The following is an 18,427-nucleotide window of genomic DNA, read 5'->3' on the forward strand; positions in this document are numbered from 1 at the left end:
CAAGTGATGAGCAGTCGGTTACATTTTTGTCAGAAACCCTTCGTAAGGAAGTCAGCACAAAAAAATTGATCCCAATCAGTCAGTTATCCATAGCGCTCGCGCCACCTGCAGTCCATGAAGCATGGTTTCCAATAGTAGACGCAGCGTCATCTAGCAGGCTACTGAAGTACTCTCATTCACAGCCTGCTAGGAGCATCAGGGATTAGTGCGCCTGCAAGGCACCAGCGGGGCTGCTTGGTTCGGAATTGAGTCGATCTGGCGTCCAACTGGCCCGCAGCCACCGATCAAACCTGCATCACGAAATGACAAACCCGCACGGAGAACCAGAGGGTGCTGCGAACAGGGCTTTGCAGACCTTCCTTAAATTTCGAAATGGAGCAGGGTTTCATAAAAAAAACCTTGCCGATCATTTAGGCTAGCGCGGCTTTCGCATCAATACATAGGCAGCCGGAATCACAAATAGCGACAACAACGGCGCCGTCACCATGCCCCCGAGCATCGGCGCCGCGATGCGGCTCATGACCTCCGAACCCGTGCCACTGCTCCAGACGATGGGCACCAAGCCGGCCAAGATGACCGCTACCGTCATGGCCTTGGGTCGCACGCGCAGCACGGCGCCTTCCCGGATCGCATCCAGCAGTTCTTCCCGCGTCGGCCTGCGTCCGCCTGGGCAGCGCTCACCCAGGGCTTGCTTCAGATAGATGAGCATGACCACGCCGAATTCTGCCGCAACGCCCGCCAGGGCAATAAAGCCCACCCCCGTCGCGATGGAGAGGTTGTAGTTCATCAGATACAGGAACCAGATACCGCCCGTGAGGGCGAACGGCAAGGTGGCCATGATCAGGCCGGCCTCGTCGACGCGCCCAAAGGTCAGGTACAGCAGCACGAAGATGATCAACAAGGTGGCTGGAACCACGACCTTCAGGCGCGCATTGGCCCTCTCCATGTACTCGAACTGCCCTGAGTAGGCAATGCTCACCCCCGGCTCCAGCTTGACCTGTTTCCCGACCGCATCGCGCAACTCGTTGGCTACTGAAGCGAGATCACGCCCACGCACATCGACATATACCCATCCGGACGGGCGAGCGTTCTCGCTCTTGAGCATGGGCGGGCCATCGGTGATGGCGATGCGTGCCACCGTGCCCAGCGTGATCTGCTGCCCCATGGGAGTGAAAATAGGCAGTTGCTTCAGCCTTTCCGGTGAATCCCTCCATTCACGCGCATATCGCAGATTGATTGGGAAGCGCGCCAGACCTTCGACGGTTTCCGACACGTTTTCGCCACCAACGGCACTGGCGACGACTGCCTGGACATCGGCCACGTTCAGCCCATAGCGGCCCGCCGCCACGCGGTCGATCTGCACGTCCACATAGCGGCCGCCGGTCAGCCGTTCCGCCAACGATGACGATACGCCTGGAATGCCCTTGGCGACCTGCTCCACCTCTGCCGCGATGCGATCGATCACGTGCAGGTCGTTGCCCGTCACCTTGACCCCTATCGGACTCTTGATGCCCGTGGCCAGCATGTCGATGCGGTTGCGGATGGGCGGAATCCAGATGTTCGACAGTCCGGGAATCTTCACGGCCCGATCCAGTTCCTCGACGAGCTTCTCGGGCGTCATGCCGGCACGCCATTGCTCCCTGGGCTTGAGTTTCACCGTGGTCTCGAACATTTCCAGCGGCGCGGGATCGGTGGCCGTTTCCGCGCGTCCCGCCTTGCCGAACACACGTTCGACCTCAGGCACGGTCTTGATCATGCGGTTGCTGATCTGCAGCAACTCCGTGGCGCGTTGCGCCGACAGCCCCGGCAAGGCCGATGGCATGTAGAGCAAATCGCCCTCATCCAGCCGGGGCAGGAATTCGCCTCCAAGCCGGGCCAGTGGCCAAGCCGTGGTCGCCAGGGCCAGCACCGCGATCAGCAAGGTCGCTTTGGGCCAGCGCAGCACCCATTCCAGGCTGGGGCGGTACACCGCGATCAGCATGCGGGTGATGGGGTTCTTCTGCTCGTCGGGAATGCGGCCGCGAATCCAGTAGCCCATGAGCACCGGAATCAGCGTCACGGACAGGCCCGCCGCCGCCGCCATGGCATAGGTCTTGGTGAACGCCAGCGGTCCGAACAGACGCCCCTCCTGGGCTTCGAGGGTAAAGACGGGAATGAAGGACAGCGTGATGATGAGCAGCGAGAAGAACAGCGCTGGGCCGACTTCTTCCGCGGCCTGCGTGATCACCTCCCAGCGCTCCTTGCCTTGTAGTCGCTTGTCGGGATGCGCGTGTTGCCAGGCCTCCAGCTTCTTGTGCGCGTTCTCTATCATCACCACGGCCGCATCCACCATCGCGCCCACGGCGATGGCAATGCCGCCCAGCGACATGATGTTGGCATTGATCCCCTGGTAGCGCATGACGAGGAACGCCGTCATCACGCCCAGCGGCAGGGAAATGATGGCCACCAGCGCGGAGCGCAGATGCCACAGGAACAGCACGCAGACCAGCGCCACCACGAGGAACTCCTCGCCCAGCTTGGTCGTGAGGTTGCGGATGGCGCGCTCGATCAGTGCGCTCCGGTCGTAGGTGGTGACGATCTCGACCCCCTGGGGCAGGCTGGATTGCAGCTCACTCAGCTTGGCCTTGACGGCGGCAATCGTCTCCTGGGCATTCTTGCCCGAACGCAGGATGACCACGCCGCCGGCGACCTCGCCCTCGCCATCGAGTTCGGCGATGCCGCGCCGCATCTCCGGTCCGATCTGCAGCGTGGCCACGTCGCCCAGGCGCACCGGCACGCCGCCGCGCGCCACCAGCGGCACGGCGCGGAAATCGTCCAGGCTTTTCAGGTAGCCGCTGGCGCGCACCATGTATTCGGCCCCCGACAGCTCCAGCACTGAGCCGCCGGTTTCCTGATTGGCGGCCACCAGCGCCGCGCGCACCTGCTCCTGGCTGAGCCCATGGGATGCCAGCTTGATCGGATCGAGCACGACCTGGTACTGCTTGACCATGCCGCCCACCGAGGCCACCTCCGCAACATTGGGCAGGCTCTTGAGCTCGAACTTCAGGAACCAGTCCTGCAGTGCGCGCAGCTGCGCCAGGTCGTTCTTGCCCGTGCGATCCACCAGCGCGTACTGAAAGATCCACCCCACCCCAGTGGCATCTGGTCCCAGGGCCGGCTTTGCCGTGGCCGGCAGGCGGCCCTGGACCTGGTTCAGGTACTCCAGCACGCGCGAACGCGCCCAGTACAGGTCGGTGCCGTCCTCGAACAGCACATAGACGAACGAGTCCCCAAAGAACGAGAAAGCGCGCACCGTCTTGGCCCCCGGCACCGACAGCATGGTGGTGGCCAGTGGATAGGTCACCTGGTTTTCGACGATCTGCGGTGCCTGGCCGGGGTAGCTGGTGCGGATGATGACCTGCACGTCGGACAGGTCCGGCAGGGCGTCCACGGGCGTGCTACGCACGCCCCACACCCCCCAGGCGGTGAGCATGGCCGTGGCCAGCAGTACCAGAAAGCGGTTCGCCACCGACCAGCGGATCAGTTTGGCAATCATGGCTTGGTTCCTTCGACGGCGGTGATCACGTAGTCCTCGCCCTGCTTGGAGAAGGTGAAGCGCACCTGTTGCTTGGGCGCCAGGCCCGCGGCGAGGCGGGGATCGGCCAGCTTGAAGCCCATGGTCATGGCGGGCCACTTGAGGGCCGGCACGGCGTCGTGTGCCAGCGTCAGCTCAGTGGGAGAAATCTCCTCGATCACGCCGCGTACCGTGAAGGTGTTGGCCGCAGCGGCCGGGGGCGCGGAAGCGCCATGCTCGTCATGTCCCTGCACCGGGCTAGAAGCGCCGGACGGTGCGGGCAGCACCCCGCGCAGGCTGGCCTCCGAGTCGATCAGGAACTGCGCCGAGGCCACCACCTGCTGCCCCGTCTCCAGCCCGCTTTGCACCACCAGTTGGTCGCCGATCTCCGCCCCCAGCTGCACCTCCACGGGGTGGAACTTGCCCGGGCCCTCAACCACATAGGCCAGTGCGCGCTTGCCGGTGCGGATGATGGCCTCGCTGGGAACCAGCAGCGCGGGCTGCTCGCGGCCCTTGAGCGTGATCTGGCCGGACATGCCGGCCTTCAGGCGCTGGCCGGGATTGGCCAGCTCCAGCCGCACGCGCACCGTGCGGGTGTCGCTGTTGGCCTGCGGCAGGATGCTCACGATGCGCGCCTTCAGAACCTCGCCGGGAAACGCCGCCAGGCGCACCTGGGCTTCATGCCCCAGTTGCAGCGGGCCGCTTTGCGCCTCGGGCACGGCGGCCTCGATCCAGACGGTGGCCAGGCCATTCACGCGCGCCAGGCTGGCGCCCGCAGAGACAGTCATGCCCTGGCGCACCATGAGCTCGGCCACCAGCCCGCCCTGGGGCGTGGTCACGGTGTAGATGCCCCTGGGTTCGCCCGTGCGCTCCACCTGAGCCACCAGGGCCTGCGGCATGCCCAGCAGCAGCAGCCTTTGCCGGGCGGCCGTCGTCAGCGATTCGTCCTTAAGCGCACGCACCGCCAGGAATTCACGCTGCGCCGCCACCCACTCGGGCAGCAGGAGGTCCGCCAGTGGCGCCCCTGGCGCAATCACGTCGCCCGGCGCATGCGCATAGACCCGCTCCACGAAACCCGCGGAGCGCGCCTGCACGATGCTGACATCGCGGTCGTTGAGCAGCACCGCGCCCACGACGTCCACGTCGGTACCGATGGCGCGCTGCACCACCTCGGCCGTGCGCAGGCCCAGCGCTTGCACGGTCTGAGCGGATACGCTGATGCCTGTGCTGTCCTGGGCGTCCTCGTCCGCGTACTTGGGCACCAGATCCATGTCCATAAAGGGGGACTTGCCAGGCTTGTCGAATTTCTGCATCGGCGACATGGGGTCGTACCAATACAGCACCTTGCGCTCGGCGGCCGCACCGGGTTGGGGAACTGCACCGTCCGCAGCGTGCGTGCTGCTAGCGCGCCATTGGGAAAGGCCCCAGCCCGCGGCGATGCCCATGGCAATTAGCGTCAGGCCAGCGAGGGTTTTTTTCAGAGAGTTGTTCATGGTTGTGAGATCCGTTAATCGGCGATCAGGCTGTTCAGGCGCGTCGTCACGCCGTCGCGCTGGGCTTGCAGGTCGATCAGGCGCAGGCGCGTCTCCAGCACCTGGGCGCGCGCGCTAAGCACGGCGCCCAGGTCGCCCTTGGCGGCCCGGTAGTTGCTCAGCGCAAGCTCGGCGCGCCCCTGCGCCAGCTGCAGGCCTGCGGACTTGAGGCGCTCGATCTGGCTGTCCAGCGCCTTCAGTTCGGCCGCGCTGTCATCCAACTCCTGCAGGTGCCGCCGCGCCACGTCTTCCTGCTCAGCTTCGAGACGCTCCAGCTCGCGCTGCTTGGCCTGGATCATCGGCGTCTGGCGTCGATTCTTTTGCCATGGCAGATCGAAGGTCACCTGGAATGACACCATGTCGCCCCATCGGCGATCACGTCGGCTGTAGGCGACCTCCCAGGACCAATCGCCGCGCGACTCCGACTGGGCCTCGTGGGACTCTGCACGGGCCATGCTTTGCATGGCCGGGTACAGCGCCAACTCCGCGTGGCTGGAGAGCTCGGTGCGCAGTTGTGCCACGGGACGGATGAGCGTGCCGGTATCGCCCTGCAGCGCCTCGTCGGCACGCGGCCCTACCCAGCGCCGCAACATGGCCCGGGCCTTGGCACGGTCGCGCTGCAGGTCGTCACGCCGATCCGCCAGCGCCAGCGCCTCCTGCTGCGCGGCCAGCAGATCGCCCGCCTGGGCCGACCCGCCCGCCACCCTTGCGGGCAGGCTGTCCTGCAAGCGCCGGTTCTCCGCCAGCAATTCCGCAAGCATTTGATCCCGTTGCTCCACGGCCTGCGCGGCAATCCAGGCCAGACCGAGCTCCTGCCGTATCTGCAGGCGCTGCAAAACCAGCGCCGCGCGTTCGCGTTCCACGCGGGCCTGCGCGCTGGCCACTTTGGCATCGCGCTTGGCCTGGTTCGGCACCTCCTGCATGAGGGCCAGGCGCTGCATGGTCATGGGCTCGCGCGTCAGGCTCCAGCGGTCCATGCCGCTGATGGGAAAGTTTTCCATGCCGACCGAGAGCTTGGGGTCGGGCAGCGTGCCTGCGGCCTTCTGCGCGGACTCGACCGCATCGATCTGCAATCGCTGCGCGGAAACGCGCGGGCTTTGCTGTTCAGCGATTTCTCGTGCTTCAGCGAAGTCGAGCGCGTGAGCTTGGTTAGAAATAAGAGCGCTGCCAGCCAAGGCGATGCTCAAAATGCTCAACCGATGAGCGCGCGCACAGCATGCGCTCGCGCGCAATACGCTACGGCCAAGCGCGGGATGGCGCCCGCGTGGAGCGCCAGAGGAGGAAGCAAACATGGTGGTCCTTAAAATTGATACTTACGAAATCACGTGATCCGCCGCGTGTCAATGCACGGCGTGCACGGATTGGCGTATCAATTCCGCAGGACTTGAAGCGTGAGATAAATGGGTGGGGTGCCCGCTCGATGGTCGAGCTGCGCATAGGCAGCCCTAGGTCCAGCCGTTGGCTGGGTATCGAGCACTACCGGAAGTAGGTAGGAGATCCAGATCGCATGGGTTGCAAGGGATTGGATATCCAGTCCATGAAGCGAAGGCGCGGGCTGGCCATCGCTGCTGCAATGGGCGCGGCACAACTGGGGTGCTTCGTCGTCCATCGTCCCTGGCATGGCGTGGCAATCCGGCATGGAGGACATGCCGGAGGCTTCCTCCATGGCCATGCCCGCCATTTGCATCGATGCCACGTGCGCTTGTGCATCCAGCCTGGGGCAGGCATACATCGCCAGCGCCATCTGCGAGAACAGCAAGGCCACGATGAGGCCGCCGACAATCCGGCGGCCCCATTGCGTGACGATGCGTCGGATGGAAACCATGGTGGGATGTTCGCTGCGCTGGATGTGTAGCAACTTGACGCGGATCAAAGCACAGTCAAGGGAAAGGAGTGCCGTAGCATCTACCCGCAACTGCCCAGCCACCGCGTATGGAGCGGTCACCGAGACCCTGGATTAATTTCACCGGAATCCAACTTATCGGCGCGTCTCGATCTCGGCCAGTCCGAGAACGCAAGCACGTACAGCGCGATCAGGTTGACCATGGGGACGATCATCAGCAGGCCAAGCCAGCCGGAAAAACCCGCCTTGGCAAAGATCTTCCAGAACGGCAGCACGATCACCACCGCACCCAGCAGCATCGTCAGCCAGTGGACGCCAAACCACCACGCCATGTCGTTCATATACATTCCGTTCATCATGATCGGCAACCTCTCTTTGATTATCTCGATGCGGGTTAGGCTCGCGCGCGCCGCAGCCGCAGCGCATTGAAGATCACCGACGCCGAACTCAGGCTCATGGCCAGGGCCGCAATCATGGGTGACAGCAGCCAGCCGGTGAGTGGATAGAGCACGCCAGCGGCGATCGGCACGCCGATACCGTTGTAGACGAAGGCGAACAGCAGGTTCTGCCGCATGTTGTGCACCGTATCGATCGAGATCTCGCGCGCTGCCACGATGCCCCGCAGATCCCCCTTGACCAGGGTGATCTGGCCACTGTTCATTGCCACGTCGGTGCCCGTCCCCATGGCCACGCCCACGTCGGCCTTGGCCAGCGCCGGCGCATCGTTGATGCCGTCGCCGGCCATGGCGACCACATGGCCCTCACTCTGCAATTTTTCCACCAGGGCCAGCTTGTCGGCGGGCTTAACCTCGCCGTGAACCTCATCGATGGCCAGTCGGGTGCCTACGGCCCTGGCCGTGGTGAGGCCATCGCCTGTGGCCATGACGATGCGCAGGCCGCCGGCGTGCAGGGTGCGGATGGCCTCGGGCGTGCTGGACTTGATGGGGTCGGTCACGGCCAGCAGGCCGGCCAGGCGGCCATCGACGGCCAGGTGCATGACGCTGGCCCCTTCGCCGCGCAGGCGCTCGCCATCGGTCTTCAAGGCGGCCACGTCTATGCCCTCCTGCTCCATGAGCGCGGTGTTGCCCAGCGCCAGGCGCCGACCCTCGACGCTGCCGCGCACTCCGATGCCGCTGCCCGACTCGAAGTCGACCGGCTTGGCCAGCACCAGGCCCTGCGCGCGCGCCGCGCCGACGATGGCATCGGCCAGCGGGTGCTCGCTGCCCTGGTCCAGGCTGGCCGCCAGCCGCAGCACTTCATCAGGTGTGAAGCCCGGGACTGCAATCGCCGTGTCGAACGCGGGCCTGCCTTCCGTGAGCGTGCCGGTCTTGTCCACGATCAGGGTGTCCACCTCGCGCATTTTCTCGATCGCGCCGGCATCGCGGAACAGCACGCCCTGCGTGGCTGCGCGGCCCGTGGCCACCATCACCGACATGGGTGTGGCCAGCCCCAGCGCGCAAGGGCAGGCGATGATCAGCACGGCGACGGCATTGATCAGTCCGAACACCCAGCTGGGCTCGGGGCCGAACAGGCCCCAGACGAAGAAGGTGGCGATGGCGATCGCCACGACGACCATGACGAACTTGCCCGCTACCACGTCGGCCATGCGTTGCATGGGCGCCTTGGAGCGCTGGGCATTGGCCACCATCTGCACGATCTGCGCCAGCATGGTGGCCGCTCCGACCTTCTCGGAACGCATGACCAGCGCGCCGCTGGTGTTGAGCGTGGCACCGATCAGCTTGTCGCCCGCGCGCTTGGTCACGGGAATGGGCTCGCCGGTCAGCATGGATTCATCGACCGCGCTGCGGCCTTCCGTCACCACGCCGTCGACGGGCACCTTCTCGCCGGGGCGCACGCGCAGCAGGTCGCCGACATGGACATGGTTCAGCGGCACGTCCTCCTCGCTGCCATCGGCGTTGATGCGCCGCGCCGTCTTGGGTGCCAGGCCCAGCAGGGACTTGATGGCAGCCGAGGTCTGCGAGCGCGCCTTCAGCTCCAGGATCTGGCCGAGCATGGTCAGGGAGATGATGACCACGGCCGCCTCGAAGTACACGGCCACGCGTCCCATGGCCACGAACGAGGCTGGGAACACGCCCGGCGCCACGGTCGCGACCACGCTGTAGACAAAGCCCGCCGCCGTGCCGAGACCGATCAGCGTCCACATGTTCGGGCTGCGCTGCACGACGGACTGCCAGCCGCGCACGAAGAAGGGCCAGCCGGCCCACAGCACCACGGGCAGCGACAGCACCAGTTCGATCCAGCTCTGGGTCGCCATGGCGAACCAGCCCAGGCGATGGCCGAACATGGCCAGCACCGTGACGACAATGGTCAGCGGCAGCGTCCACCAGAAGCGGCGCTGAAAGTCGATCAGCTCGCTGTTGTCCTCCTCGTCCAAGGGGATCAGGGGCTCCAGCGTCATGCCGCACTTGGGGCAATTGCCCGGATGGTCCTGCCGCACCTCGGGGTGCATGGGGCAGGTGTAGATGGTGCCCGCCGGAGCCTCCTTGGGCGCCGCGGCAAAAGCCGCCGGGGCCTGTTCGTCCGCAGAATGGCCGTGGTGATGATGGCCTGAAGCCGCTTGTCCCTCAGGAATCAGATGCATCTGGCACTTGGGGCAGTTGCCTGGATGGTCTTGCCGCACCTCGGGGTGCATGGGGCAGGTATAGATGGTGCCCGCCGGAGCCTGTTCGCCCCCGGAATGGCCGTGGTGATGCAGGTGATGGTTCATGCCCATGCCTTTGTGGAGTTGACTCGATTCTTGACCTTGCCATGGCGGCAAGGTCAAGCCCTTTTCCTGGTGGACGCATCCGGCCCGCACCGGCCCATGCCCGGATGGCTATCGCGCCAACGACTTGCGGTACTGGTCGTTGATTTCATCATGGCGGCGCCGTATCTCGGACGGCCATTGCGCCTTGATCCATGACAGCACGGCAACGATCTCGTCGTCGCTCAGCACGCCGCCGTAAATGGGCATGGCCGTGCGGTAGTCGGGCTGATTGATCAGCTTGGCCAGTCCCTGCTTGGTGATGGCGAACAACTGCTCGTCCGGGTGGTGCCAGGTGTGGCCGCTCGCGTCGTGCGGCGGCGCCGGCAGCAGGCCGTCGGGCCCGCGATCACGCCAGTGGGCCTGGCCCTCGCCCTTGGCGCCGTGGCAGGCCGCACACTGTTGCGCGTAGATGCGGGCGCCGACACGCAGGACCTGGGGATCATCGGGGCGCAGGCTGTGCAGCGGCGGCGTCGCCTGCCGGCCACCGGCGCGCAGGGAAAAGTAACCCGCCCCTGCGACCAACAGCAAGGCCAACAATCCTGCGGCCCCCAGGACCAGCGGTTTCAATGCCATAGCATGCACCCTGTTCTCGTTCTTGCGGCCACGTTCTGGTCATCGGATGCATCGCCCAAGGCTGTGCCTTGCCGCCTCACCGCGGAATACAGCGCGACACACGGTGCGCATGCTCCCGAGTCCCACCAGGATCCCCAGGGGCCATACGACGATCCCGTGTGCTCCATGGCCTCAGCTCCTGTCGGAGTTTTGTCCAGTGCCCTGGCCAGTGGCTCCGGAACCACCACCGTGCCCGCCATGACCACCATGGCCCTTGTGCATAAAAACATGCATCAGCGGGCAAACCAGCAGCAGGGCATAAGGCCACCATTGCTCCAGGTGGGCACGGTGTTCGGTCCATAGGAAGTACCCGACGACGGCGCCGAACACGAGCAGGCCAAGGGCATAGCGCGAGCGCCAGAACCCGCCGGTCTGCACACCCTGCGGATGAGATGCATGGTCATGGGTCATGATGGACTCCTCACTTTGCGGAGGGCTTGGAAGGAGTGGAGGCCGGCGGCATGGGCAGACGGTCCATCATCATCTGCATCATCGACTCCATCATGGCCATGCGCCTTTCCATCATCTGCGGGTCGTGCTGCATGCCAGCCATGCCGGCGGACGGGTTGCCCGATGCCATCTGCCCGCGCATCGACTCCATCATGCGCATGCCGTCTTGCATGGTCTTCATATGCTCGGCCATCAATGCCTGGCGCTCCTGGGGCGTCTTGGCTGCAGCCATCTTCTCGTGCATGGCGCGCATGTGTTGTTCCATCGCAGCCATCATGTCCGGGTTCATGGCCTGCGCTGGTGGTACTGCAGTCTGCGCCGAAGCGGCCGCGGGCGCGGTCGTTTCCGCTGGATGATGTTCCTTGTGCTCGTCGGAACCTTGCGCCAGCGCACCCATGGAGGCGGCGGCGACACAGAGACCGATCAGGGGATGGCGAATGTGAATCATGATGCTTCCTTCTTGCGGTGGAGGGGGCCCGGAATGCCGCGTCCGGTGGCATGGCGCGGTTGTGACTCTGCTCAGCGCGCGGGCTGGATGTCGGTGACGATCATCTTCCCGCCTTCCTGGATGACCATGAATTGCACCTTGTCGCCGGGCTTGAGGTTGGTGAGCTGCCCCTTGTCGCGGACGGTGAAGACCATGGTCATTCCGGGCATGTCCAGGTTCTTGATGTCCCCATGCTTGAGGGTGATCTTGCCGTTGTCCGAATCGACCTTCTTGACCTCGCCGTCGGTCATGGATGCGGGTGCGGTCGCCGCAGTCTGGCCTGAATTGGGACTGACCTGGGCATGGCCCGCCATCGGCAGGGCAACGCCCATGGCCAGGGCGGAAATGGTGAGCAGACGTTGGATGGTGTTCATGGTGACCTCTGGGTGAATGGATGGATCTATAGGCTGACCAGACCATGGCCGGGCCAGCTGTGGTGTGCGTTTCAGGCCATCATTTGCGGCCCACCTTGATGGCGCCCTTCATGCCAGCCTCATAGTGGCCAGGCATCAGGCAGGCGAAGTTCACGGCTCCCGCCTTGGTGAACTGCCAGACGATGTCGCCTTGCTTGCCCGGCCCCAAGGTGATCTTGCTGGGCTCGTCGTGCTCCATGTCGGGGAATTTCTTCATCTGTTCCAGGTGCTCCAGCAATTCCTTCTCGGTGCCCAGGCTGAGTTCGTGCTTGACCTGTCCTGTGTTCTTGACGATGAAGCGCACGGTCTCGCCTTGTTTGACCTGAATGTTCGACGGCGTGTACCGCATGTTGTCGCTCATTTCGATGGTGATGGTGCGGCTAGCCTTGGCGGCGATGCCGGGCTTGCCAATGGCCGTCTCGCCACCCTCATCATGGCCGTGACCACCTGCATGGTTGCCGCTGGCGAAGGCTGCCCCCGATGCGGCCAGCACAACCATGGCGAAGAGTTGAGAAATAGTGGATCGCGTGAATTTCATGGGTAGTTTCCAGTTGAATATTGAAGATTGCAGGGAAAACTCAATGCTCGCCATGCGAAGTGGGCTTGCGCACCTTGACTTCGGTCGGCGTTGCAGGCTTGCGAGCGCGCGGCATGGACTGGCCGCCCTCGGCGCTGAAGCGCGCGGGCTCAGCCATGGGGCCGGTGTACTCATGCGCCACCGTGCCTGCGGGATGCTTGTACCAGCCCGGATCCTTGTAGTCGCCCGGCTTCTGGTCGCGGCGCACCTTGAGCACGCTGAACATGCCACCCATCTCCACCGAGCCGAAGGGGCCTTCCCCGGTCATCATGGGGACGGTGTTGTCCGGAATGGGCATCTCCATCTCGGTCATGTCCGCCATGCCCCGTTCGCCCATGACCATGTAGTCGGGAATCAGGTTGTTGATCTTCTTGGCCACGCCCCGGTGGTCTACGCCAATCATGGTGGGAATGTCGTGACCCATTGCGTTCATGGTGTGGTGGCTCTTGTGGCAGTGGAAGGCCCAGTCGCCTTCCTCGTCAGCCACGAACTCGATCTGGCGCATCTGCCCCACGGCTACGTCGGTGGTTACTTCATGCCAGCGCGTGCTTTTGGGCGTCGGGCCGCCATCGGTGCCCGTGACCACGAATTCGTGGCCATGCAAGTGCATCGGGTGATTGGTCATGGTGAGGTTGCCCATGCGGATGCGCACCTTGTCGTTGAGACGCACGTTCAGAGAGTCGATGCCGGGAAAGACACGGCTGTTCCATGTCCACAGGTTGAAGTCCGTCATCTCCGCGACCTTCGGCGTTGCGGCGCCTGGTTCAATGTCATATGCACTGAGCAGGAAGCAAAAGTCCCGTTGCACCTCATCGATCAACGGGTGCCTGGCTTTCGGGTGCGTGACCCAGAAGCCCATCATGCCCATGGCCATCTGCACCATCTCGTCGCCGTGCGGGTGGTACATGAAGGTGCCCGGGCGGCGCGCCACGAACTCGTAGACAAAGGTCTTGCCGGACGGAATGGCCGGCTGCGTCAGACCGGTCACGCCATCCATGCCGTTGGGCAGGCGCTGGCCGTGCCAGTGAACACTGGTGTGCTCGGGCAGCCTATTGGTCACGAAGATGCGCACACGGTCGCCCTCGACGACCTCGATGGTCGGGCCGGGGCTCTGTCCGTTGTAACCCCACAGGTGGGCCTTCATACCTGGGGCCACTTCGCGCACCACCGGTTCGGCCACCAGGTGGAACTCCTTGATGCCCTGGTTCATGCGCCACGGCAGGGTCCAGCCGTTGAGCGTCACCACTGGGTTGTACGGCCGTCCCGAATTGGGCATCAGCGGGGCCATGGTGTTCGGGCTGGTCTGAATGACGGGCTCGGGCAAGGCCGCCATGGCGACACGGCTGACCGCGCCGGCCGCAACGGCGCCGCCAGCAATACCGGCGAACTTGAAAAAATCTCTTCTGGATGTCATGGCAATCGTCTCTGCATCAGTGACCAGCACCCGCGTCGCTGGGGGCGCTGGTGGTGACCGACAAGGTAGTGTTGGTGGGGCGTCCGATCACGGATGCCTGGAGGGCGGCGTCGGCCAGCCAGAATTGCTGCTGCGCGTCCAGGGCCGCCGTGACGGCACCGACCTGGTCGCGCGCGTCGGCCAGCAGTTCGAAGGCGCTGATCAGCATGCCGTTGTAGCGAAGCTGGTTCTCCTCCGCGATCACCTTGCGCACCGGAACCACTTCGTCGCGGTAGTGCCGCGCCACGTCGTAGGCCGTCCGATAGGCCGAATAGCTTTCACGCAGGCTGGAGCCCGCGGAACGCACCGTGCCTTCAAGCTGGTTGGCGGCCGCCAGCGTTCGGGCGTTCATCGCATCGCGCTGCATTCCGCCCCAGTCAAAGAGGGGTAGGCGCACATCGATTTCCCAGCCGCGTGCGGTGGAGCGGGTGCCCTCGGCATTGTCAAATGTCGTGTTGCGACGCCCGGTGAGCTCGATATCGGTGAAGCTGGTCACCATGTTCAGGCCTTGGGCCTTGGCCGCGCCATCCAGCGCGGTCTGCGCCAGGCGGATGTCCAGGCGTGCCTTGGTAGCGAGCGAGCCAACCGCCTGCGGATCCAGTGCTTGCTTGGGGAGATCGGGTAGACGTTCCGGAAGCTTGAGCGCCTGCGCCTGGCTTTCATCCAGCCCCAGCAAACGTACCAGTTCTTCCCGGCTGGCCGTGACCTGGTGCTGGGCCGTGCTCAGTCGGGTGGCGGCATCGGCATAAAAAGCCTGCTCGCGTGCGCGGGTAATGCGGTTGAAGTTGCCCACGCCCTGCATGCGCCGGGCCAATTCGGCGCCCGCTTCGGCGCTGTCATAGACCTGCTTGGCATACTGGAACTCCTGCTGTGCGGCCACGGCCCGTACCCAGGCCTGGCGCACCCCAGTGACCTGGTCCACCACGTTGCCGGTCAGGCGCAATTGAGATTGCTCGATACGCCGGGTGGCGACACCGTACCGGGTCGGCAGGGTCAGTAGATCCAACAGGCCAAAGGAGAGCGCACGCCCCAAGTCCAGCTCAGTGCCGGCCGTCATGCGCTCAAAACTGAAGATGGGGTTGGCAATCCGCCCCACCTGCGCGGCATCGGCAGACTCCGCCCAGCCTTGCGCCAGCAGGGCCTGCAAAGACGGGCTGTTAACCAAAGCTAACTGAACGGTTTCTTTCTGACCCAGAGGCTGCGCAAGCAAGGCTTGAGCGGCCTGTGCTCGCTGGTCGCTTTCCTCCTGGGTACGAGCCAAGGCGAGTTTGCCTTCGGTAAAGCTGCCCGCTTCGACGTTGACACGATTGATGTTCTGATCCAGGCTGACGCTGGCACAGCCGGTCAGCACCGCCAGTCCGAGTGCAGACAGGGCCCATTTGGCGTGAGTTGCACGCAAACGCATCATGGCTTGTCTCCCCCATGATGGCCCGCATGCGGATCGCTGCCGGGAGCAACGTCCTTGGCGGATGCGGGCTCGCCCGTCTTGATTTCCTTGGCATAGGCGCGCCAGCCGCCGATTTGCCCAACCCGATCATTCGCCTCGCGCCAGGATTGCACCTGTTGATCCGTATAGGCTTGGTAGGCACCGATGGCGGACGAATACTGCAGCTTCGTCAATGGTGCAGGCTTGGGGGCCTCGGTATCTGCTGGAGCTTGCGCAAAAGCTGCCCCCGCGAACAACGCCAGGGTCCAAGGCAACAGAGCCCTGAAAGGCGGCAGGTGATTGGAAGTGGCCATGGTCTCCTCTAGAAAAATCTTTGATCTCACGATGGGGAGATTCTGGAGAGGCCAGCCTTTCATCCGGATGTTCTGAACATTACATTGTTGTTATCTTCATGTCAGGACGCCTCAAACTCGGCAAACTCTCGCCAAGGCATTGAACGGAGCGCACACGTGAAAATATTGATCGTTGAAGACGAGCCCAAGACGGGTGAATACCTACGTCAAGGGTTAACTGAGGCTGGATACATTTCCGACCTTGTGCCCAATGGCGCAGATGGGCTGCATTTGGCCTTGCAGGGCGAATATGACTTGGTGATCCTGGACGTCATGCTGCCCGGGCTGAACGGCTGGCAGGTGTTGCAATCGCTGCGCGAGCGCGGCCTGCAAATGCCAGTGCTGTTCCTGACCGCACGCGATCAAGTGGAGGATCGTGTCAAAGGACTGGAACTCGGGGCCGATGACTACCTTGTCAAGCCATTCTCCTTTGCAGAATTGCTGGCGAGGGTTCGGATCATTCTGCGGCGCGGCCACGCAGGCAACGAGAGCACCGTGCTGCGAGTGGCCGACCTGGAACTGGATTTGCTGCGCCGCCGGGTATCCCGAAACGGCAGGCGTGTCGATCTGACGGCCAAGGAATTCGGCCTGCTGGAACTGCTAATGCGCCGGCACGGCGAGGTGCTGCCGCGTTCCCTGATCGCTTCACAGGTGTGGGACATGAACTTCGACAGCGACACCAACGTCATCGAGGTGGCGATGCGCCGCCTGCGCGTGAAGATCGACGAGGGCCACGCGGTCAAGCTGATCCAGACCGTGCGCGGCATGGGCTACGTGCTCGACGTTCCGCAGGAGGAGTAGGTGTTGTTTCGGGTTCGTTGGGGTCAGTTGCCGCTGACGCATCGCCTGACCCTGCTCTTCACCGCGGTGGCGGCCTCGGTGGTGCTGGGGCTGGGCGCTTTGTTTCTGGTGGAGACTGAGCGGCATTTCGTCGAGCTTGATCGGATGGCGCTGCAAGACAAGCAACACCTGATCGAGGAAATTCTGCGTAATGCCATCTCGGCCGACGATGCTCGCCGACGATTGGGTGAGGCGCTGAGCTATCACCATGACCTCTACGCCCAGGTTCAGGAGGGACAAGGAGCGGTGGTCTTTCAATCCCAAGGGTTCATCCCCGCCATGCGCGGCGATAAGCCCCTGCGCGCCGGTGAAAACAAAGTGTTTGGGGTGTGGCGGCACGGTGATGCCCGGTTCCATACACTGGTCTTCAAGGCCTACCCTGCCTACTCCAGCACTCCCCTGATGGTCTGGATCGCTGCGGATACGGATCACCACACGCAGTTTCTCGACGGCCTGCGGCGCAGCTTGGCCCTTTATGTGCTCGTCGCCATCGCCATCTGCGGCCTGCTCTCGTGGCTCGCCGCGCGCCAAGGGCTGGCGCCGTTGCGCGACATGAAGTCACGGGCCGCCAAGGTGACGGGCCAGAAGCTCGGCGAGCGCATGCCCGTGCAGGCCGTGCCGGTGGAAATGGCCGACCTGGCGCAGGAGCTGAACCGCATGCTGGATCGGCTGCAGGAGGACTTCCAGCGCCTGACCGATTTCGCGTCAGACCTCGCGCACGAGCTGCGCACGCCCATTAGCAATCTGCTGACGCAGACACAGGTGGCGCTGGCGACCAAGCGCGATGCCGCAACGTACCGCGACATCCTGGCATCGAACGCCGAAGAATTCGAGCGGCTGGCGCGCATGGTGTCCGACATGCTGTTCCTGGCCAAGACCGAGCGCGGCGTGGATCTGCCGCACAAGGAGCGGTTTTCCGCCCGCCAGGACGCGCTGGCGCTGCTGGAGTTCTACGAGGCCGTGGCCGAGGAAAAACGCATCCGGCTCCAGTTGAAAGGAGACGGCGAGGTCGAAGGCGATCGCCTGATGTTCCGCCGTGCGGTGAGCAACCTGCTGTCCAATGCCCTGCGTTACACGCCCGAGGCCGGCGACATCACCATCCGTATCACCAGCACGGCACAAACCACGACAGTGGCCGTGGAGAACACTGGAACCGACATCGATGCCAAGATCCTGCCCCGGCTGTTCGACCGCTTCTACCGAGCCGATGCTTCCAGGGCCCATCCGGACTCCGATGGCTCCGGGCTGGGCCTGGCCATCACACGTGCCATCGCTGAGGCCCACGGCGGTAGCGTCACGGCGACGTCGGGCGACGGGCGAACCTGCTTCACCTTGATGTTTCCTCACCGTGGCTCACAGCCATCAAGCTGACAACAATCTCATCTGGCTGTCCGGATTCTGTTGGGGTGCGCTCCCTACGATGAACACATCTCCTCAACGCCCGACCAAGGCATGAGAGATGCAAGTTTCATCCACCTTCCTTAGGAGCTTCAACCATGACCCAACAACGCCTCTCCCTTTCTTCCATGATCGCAGCCGCAACCGCAGTGGTTGCTCTGGGCCTTCCAGGGATGGCTTCGGCAGCATATGAGCATCCTGTCAACAATGAAAAGGGCGTAATCGTTCACCCGGAACACTTCAAGAGCGAAAAAACCCGTGCCCAAGTCAAAGCGGAAGCCGAGGCTGCCATGCGGCAAGGCCGTCTTTCCTACGGCGAGAGCAACTACCCGATCCGCACGCCCGATGCAGGTCCTGGCAAAACGCGTGAACAAGTGATCAACGAAATGCTGAACGAGTCACCTGCAGAACGCGACGCGCGTCAGCGTCTCTACTACCCGGGTTGATCTCCCTCAGTTGGGATTGCAGCGGATCATGTTGAATCCCTTCTGTGAGATCGCTGGCGTCGGCCTGACTGATAGAACCAAACAGTTCATTCCCAAACGCTTGCAGGCCAATGCTCCTCGGCTCTCGGTAAAAGTGTCGGCTCCGCGCGTGCCTAATCTGATCGGTTAGATTGCCTCGATTGTCCGGGCAAGATGTCAGTTGGGCGCGGCGGGGAGTATTTCAGCAACCACCAAGGGTCGTGCGGCGTTTATAGGTCACCTCGATTTCATCAATTCA

At 63.7% G+C, this 18,427-nt stretch carries 17 protein-coding genes; 3 read left to right on the forward strand and 14 right to left on the reverse strand.

Annotated elements, in window-relative coordinates; all coding sequences use genetic code 11:
• Positions 1–415: 415 nt before the first annotated feature.
• From RT051_RS00825 to RT051_RS00890, 14 genes are all read right to left on the reverse strand, one after another.
• Positions 416–3,535, reverse strand: coding sequence for an efflux RND transporter permease subunit (locus RT051_RS00825; protein WP_106683260.1), 3,120 nt, complete (start codon positions 3,533–3,535; stop codon positions 416–418).
• Complete coding sequence (locus tag RT051_RS00830; protein ID WP_106683261.1) at positions 3,532–5,046, reverse strand: efflux RND transporter periplasmic adaptor subunit; 1,515 nt, start codon at positions 5,044–5,046, stop codon at positions 3,532–3,534. Before RT051_RS00830 ends, RT051_RS00825 begins: the two co-directional genes overlap by 4 nt.
• A gap of 14 nt (positions 5,047–5,060) precedes the next feature.
• Positions 5,061–6,377, reverse strand: coding sequence for a TolC family protein (locus tag RT051_RS00835; RefSeq protein WP_106683262.1), 1,317 nt, complete (start codon positions 6,375–6,377; stop codon positions 5,061–5,063).
• 77 nt (positions 6,378–6,454) lie between these two features.
• Positions 6,455–6,958, reverse strand: coding sequence for a hypothetical protein (locus tag RT051_RS00840; RefSeq protein ID WP_313070014.1), 504 nt, complete (start codon positions 6,956–6,958; stop codon positions 6,455–6,457).
• 68 nt (positions 6,959–7,026) lie between these two features.
• Complete coding sequence (locus RT051_RS00845) at positions 7,027–7,269, reverse strand: hypothetical protein (protein WP_234026756.1); 243 nt, start codon at positions 7,267–7,269, stop codon at positions 7,027–7,029.
• A gap of 53 nt (positions 7,270–7,322) precedes the next feature.
• Positions 7,323–9,656 carry a copper-transporting P-type ATPase gene (locus RT051_RS00850; protein ID WP_106685364.1) on the reverse strand — a complete coding sequence of 778 codons (2,334 nt, stop codon included), beginning with the start codon at positions 9,654–9,656 and terminating at the stop codon, positions 7,323–7,325.
• A 108-nt stretch (positions 9,657–9,764) separates the two neighbouring features.
• Positions 9,765–10,268 carry a c-type cytochrome gene (locus RT051_RS00855; protein ID WP_106683263.1) on the reverse strand — a complete coding sequence of 168 codons (504 nt, stop codon included), beginning with the start codon at positions 10,266–10,268 and terminating at the stop codon, positions 9,765–9,767.
• A 171-nt stretch (positions 10,269–10,439) separates the two neighbouring features.
• Positions 10,440–10,718 carry a DUF2933 domain-containing protein gene (locus tag RT051_RS00860; protein ID WP_106683264.1) on the reverse strand — a complete coding sequence of 93 codons (279 nt, stop codon included), beginning with the start codon at positions 10,716–10,718 and terminating at the stop codon, positions 10,440–10,442.
• A 10-nt stretch (positions 10,719–10,728) separates the two neighbouring features.
• Positions 10,729–11,205 (reverse strand): hypothetical protein, encoded by a 477-nt coding sequence (locus RT051_RS00865; protein WP_106683265.1) that lies wholly within the window; start codon positions 11,203–11,205, stop codon positions 10,729–10,731.
• A 71-nt stretch (positions 11,206–11,276) separates the two neighbouring features.
• Positions 11,277–11,618: a copper-binding protein gene (locus tag RT051_RS00870; RefSeq protein ID WP_106683266.1), complete on the reverse strand. Its 342-nt coding sequence runs from the start codon at positions 11,616–11,618 to the stop codon at positions 11,277–11,279.
• 79 nt (positions 11,619–11,697) lie between these two features.
• Positions 11,698–12,195 (reverse strand): plastocyanin/azurin family copper-binding protein, encoded by a 498-nt coding sequence (locus RT051_RS00875; RefSeq protein ID WP_106683267.1) that lies wholly within the window; start codon positions 12,193–12,195, stop codon positions 11,698–11,700.
• A 40-nt stretch (positions 12,196–12,235) separates the two neighbouring features.
• A complete protein-coding gene (locus RT051_RS00880; protein ID WP_312302516.1) occupies positions 12,236–13,648 on the reverse strand; it encodes a copper oxidase in 1,413 nt (470 codons plus the stop codon).
• 16 nt (positions 13,649–13,664) lie between these two features.
• On the reverse strand, positions 13,665–15,095 hold the full coding sequence (locus RT051_RS00885) for a TolC family protein (RefSeq protein WP_313070028.1): 1,431 nt from the start codon (positions 15,093–15,095) through the stop codon (positions 13,665–13,667).
• A complete protein-coding gene (locus RT051_RS00890) occupies positions 15,092–15,427 on the reverse strand; it encodes a hypothetical protein (RefSeq protein WP_234026757.1) in 336 nt (111 codons plus the stop codon). Before RT051_RS00890 ends, RT051_RS00885 begins: the two co-directional genes overlap by 4 nt.
• A 156-nt stretch (positions 15,428–15,583) precedes the next feature.
• On the opposite strand from RT051_RS00890, the gene RT051_RS00895 reads away from it, so the two are divergent.
• The 3 genes from RT051_RS00895 to RT051_RS00905 all read left to right on the forward strand — a co-directional run bounded on the left by RT051_RS00895 (position 15,584) and on the right by RT051_RS00905 (position 18,150).
• Positions 15,584–16,267: a heavy metal response regulator transcription factor gene (locus RT051_RS00895; protein ID WP_106683270.1), complete on the forward strand. Its 684-nt coding sequence runs from the start codon at positions 15,584–15,586 to the stop codon at positions 16,265–16,267.
• On the forward strand, positions 16,268–17,677 hold the full coding sequence (locus tag RT051_RS00900; protein WP_313070034.1) for a heavy metal sensor histidine kinase: 1,410 nt from the start codon (positions 16,268–16,270) through the stop codon (positions 17,675–17,677).
• Between the two features lie 125 nt (positions 17,678–17,802).
• Positions 17,803–18,150, forward strand: coding sequence for a DUF4148 domain-containing protein (locus RT051_RS00905; protein ID WP_313070038.1), 348 nt, complete (start codon positions 17,803–17,805; stop codon positions 18,148–18,150).
• The last annotated feature ends 277 nt before the right edge of the window (positions 18,151–18,427 follow it).

Source organism: Melaminivora sp. (assembly GCF_032059615.1).
In the GTDB taxonomy this organism is placed as follows: Bacteria; Pseudomonadota; Gammaproteobacteria; order Burkholderiales; family Burkholderiaceae_C; genus Melaminivora.

Bases quoted from the DNA above. Each gene is read 5' to 3' on its own strand.
- RT051_RS00825 (WP_106683260.1), bottom strand. From the start codon at position 3,535: ATGATTGCCAAACTGATCCGCTGGTCGGTGGCGAACCGCTTTCTGGTA.
- RT051_RS00830 (WP_106683261.1), bottom strand. From the start codon at position 5,046: ATGAACAACTCTCTGAAAAAAACCCTCGCTGGCCTGACGCTAATTGCC.
- RT051_RS00835 (WP_106683262.1), bottom strand. From the start codon at position 6,377: ATGTTTGCTTCCTCCTCTGGCGCTCCACGCGGGCGCCATCCCGCGCTT.
- RT051_RS00845 (WP_234026756.1), bottom strand. From the start codon at position 7,269: ATGAACGACATGGCGTGGTGGTTTGGCGTCCACTGGCTGACGATGCTG.
- RT051_RS00850 (WP_106685364.1), bottom strand. From the start codon at position 9,656: ATGAACCATCACCTGCATCACCACGGCCATTCCGGGGGCGAACAGGCT.
- RT051_RS00855 (WP_106683263.1), bottom strand. From the start codon at position 10,268: ATGGCATTGAAACCGCTGGTCCTGGGGGCCGCAGGATTGTTGGCCTTG.
- RT051_RS00860 (WP_106683264.1), bottom strand. From the start codon at position 10,718: ATGACCCATGACCATGCATCTCATCCGCAGGGTGTGCAGACCGGCGGG.
- RT051_RS00865 (WP_106683265.1), bottom strand. From the start codon at position 11,205: ATGATTCACATTCGCCATCCCCTGATCGGTCTCTGTGTCGCCGCCGCC.
- RT051_RS00870 (WP_106683266.1), bottom strand. From the start codon at position 11,618: ATGAACACCATCCAACGTCTGCTCACCATTTCCGCCCTGGCCATGGGC.
- RT051_RS00875 (WP_106683267.1), bottom strand. From the start codon at position 12,195: ATGAAATTCACGCGATCCACTATTTCTCAACTCTTCGCCATGGTTGTG.
- RT051_RS00880 (WP_312302516.1), bottom strand. From the start codon at position 13,648: ATGACATCCAGAAGAGATTTTTTCAAGTTCGCCGGTATTGCTGGCGGC.
- RT051_RS00885 (WP_313070028.1), bottom strand. From the start codon at position 15,095: ATGATGCGTTTGCGTGCAACTCACGCCAAATGGGCCCTGTCTGCACTC.
- RT051_RS00890 (WP_234026757.1), bottom strand. From the start codon at position 15,427: ATGGCCACTTCCAATCACCTGCCGCCTTTCAGGGCTCTGTTGCCTTGG.
- RT051_RS00905 (WP_313070038.1), top strand. From the start codon at position 17,803: ATGACCCAACAACGCCTCTCCCTTTCTTCCATGATCGCAGCCGCAACC.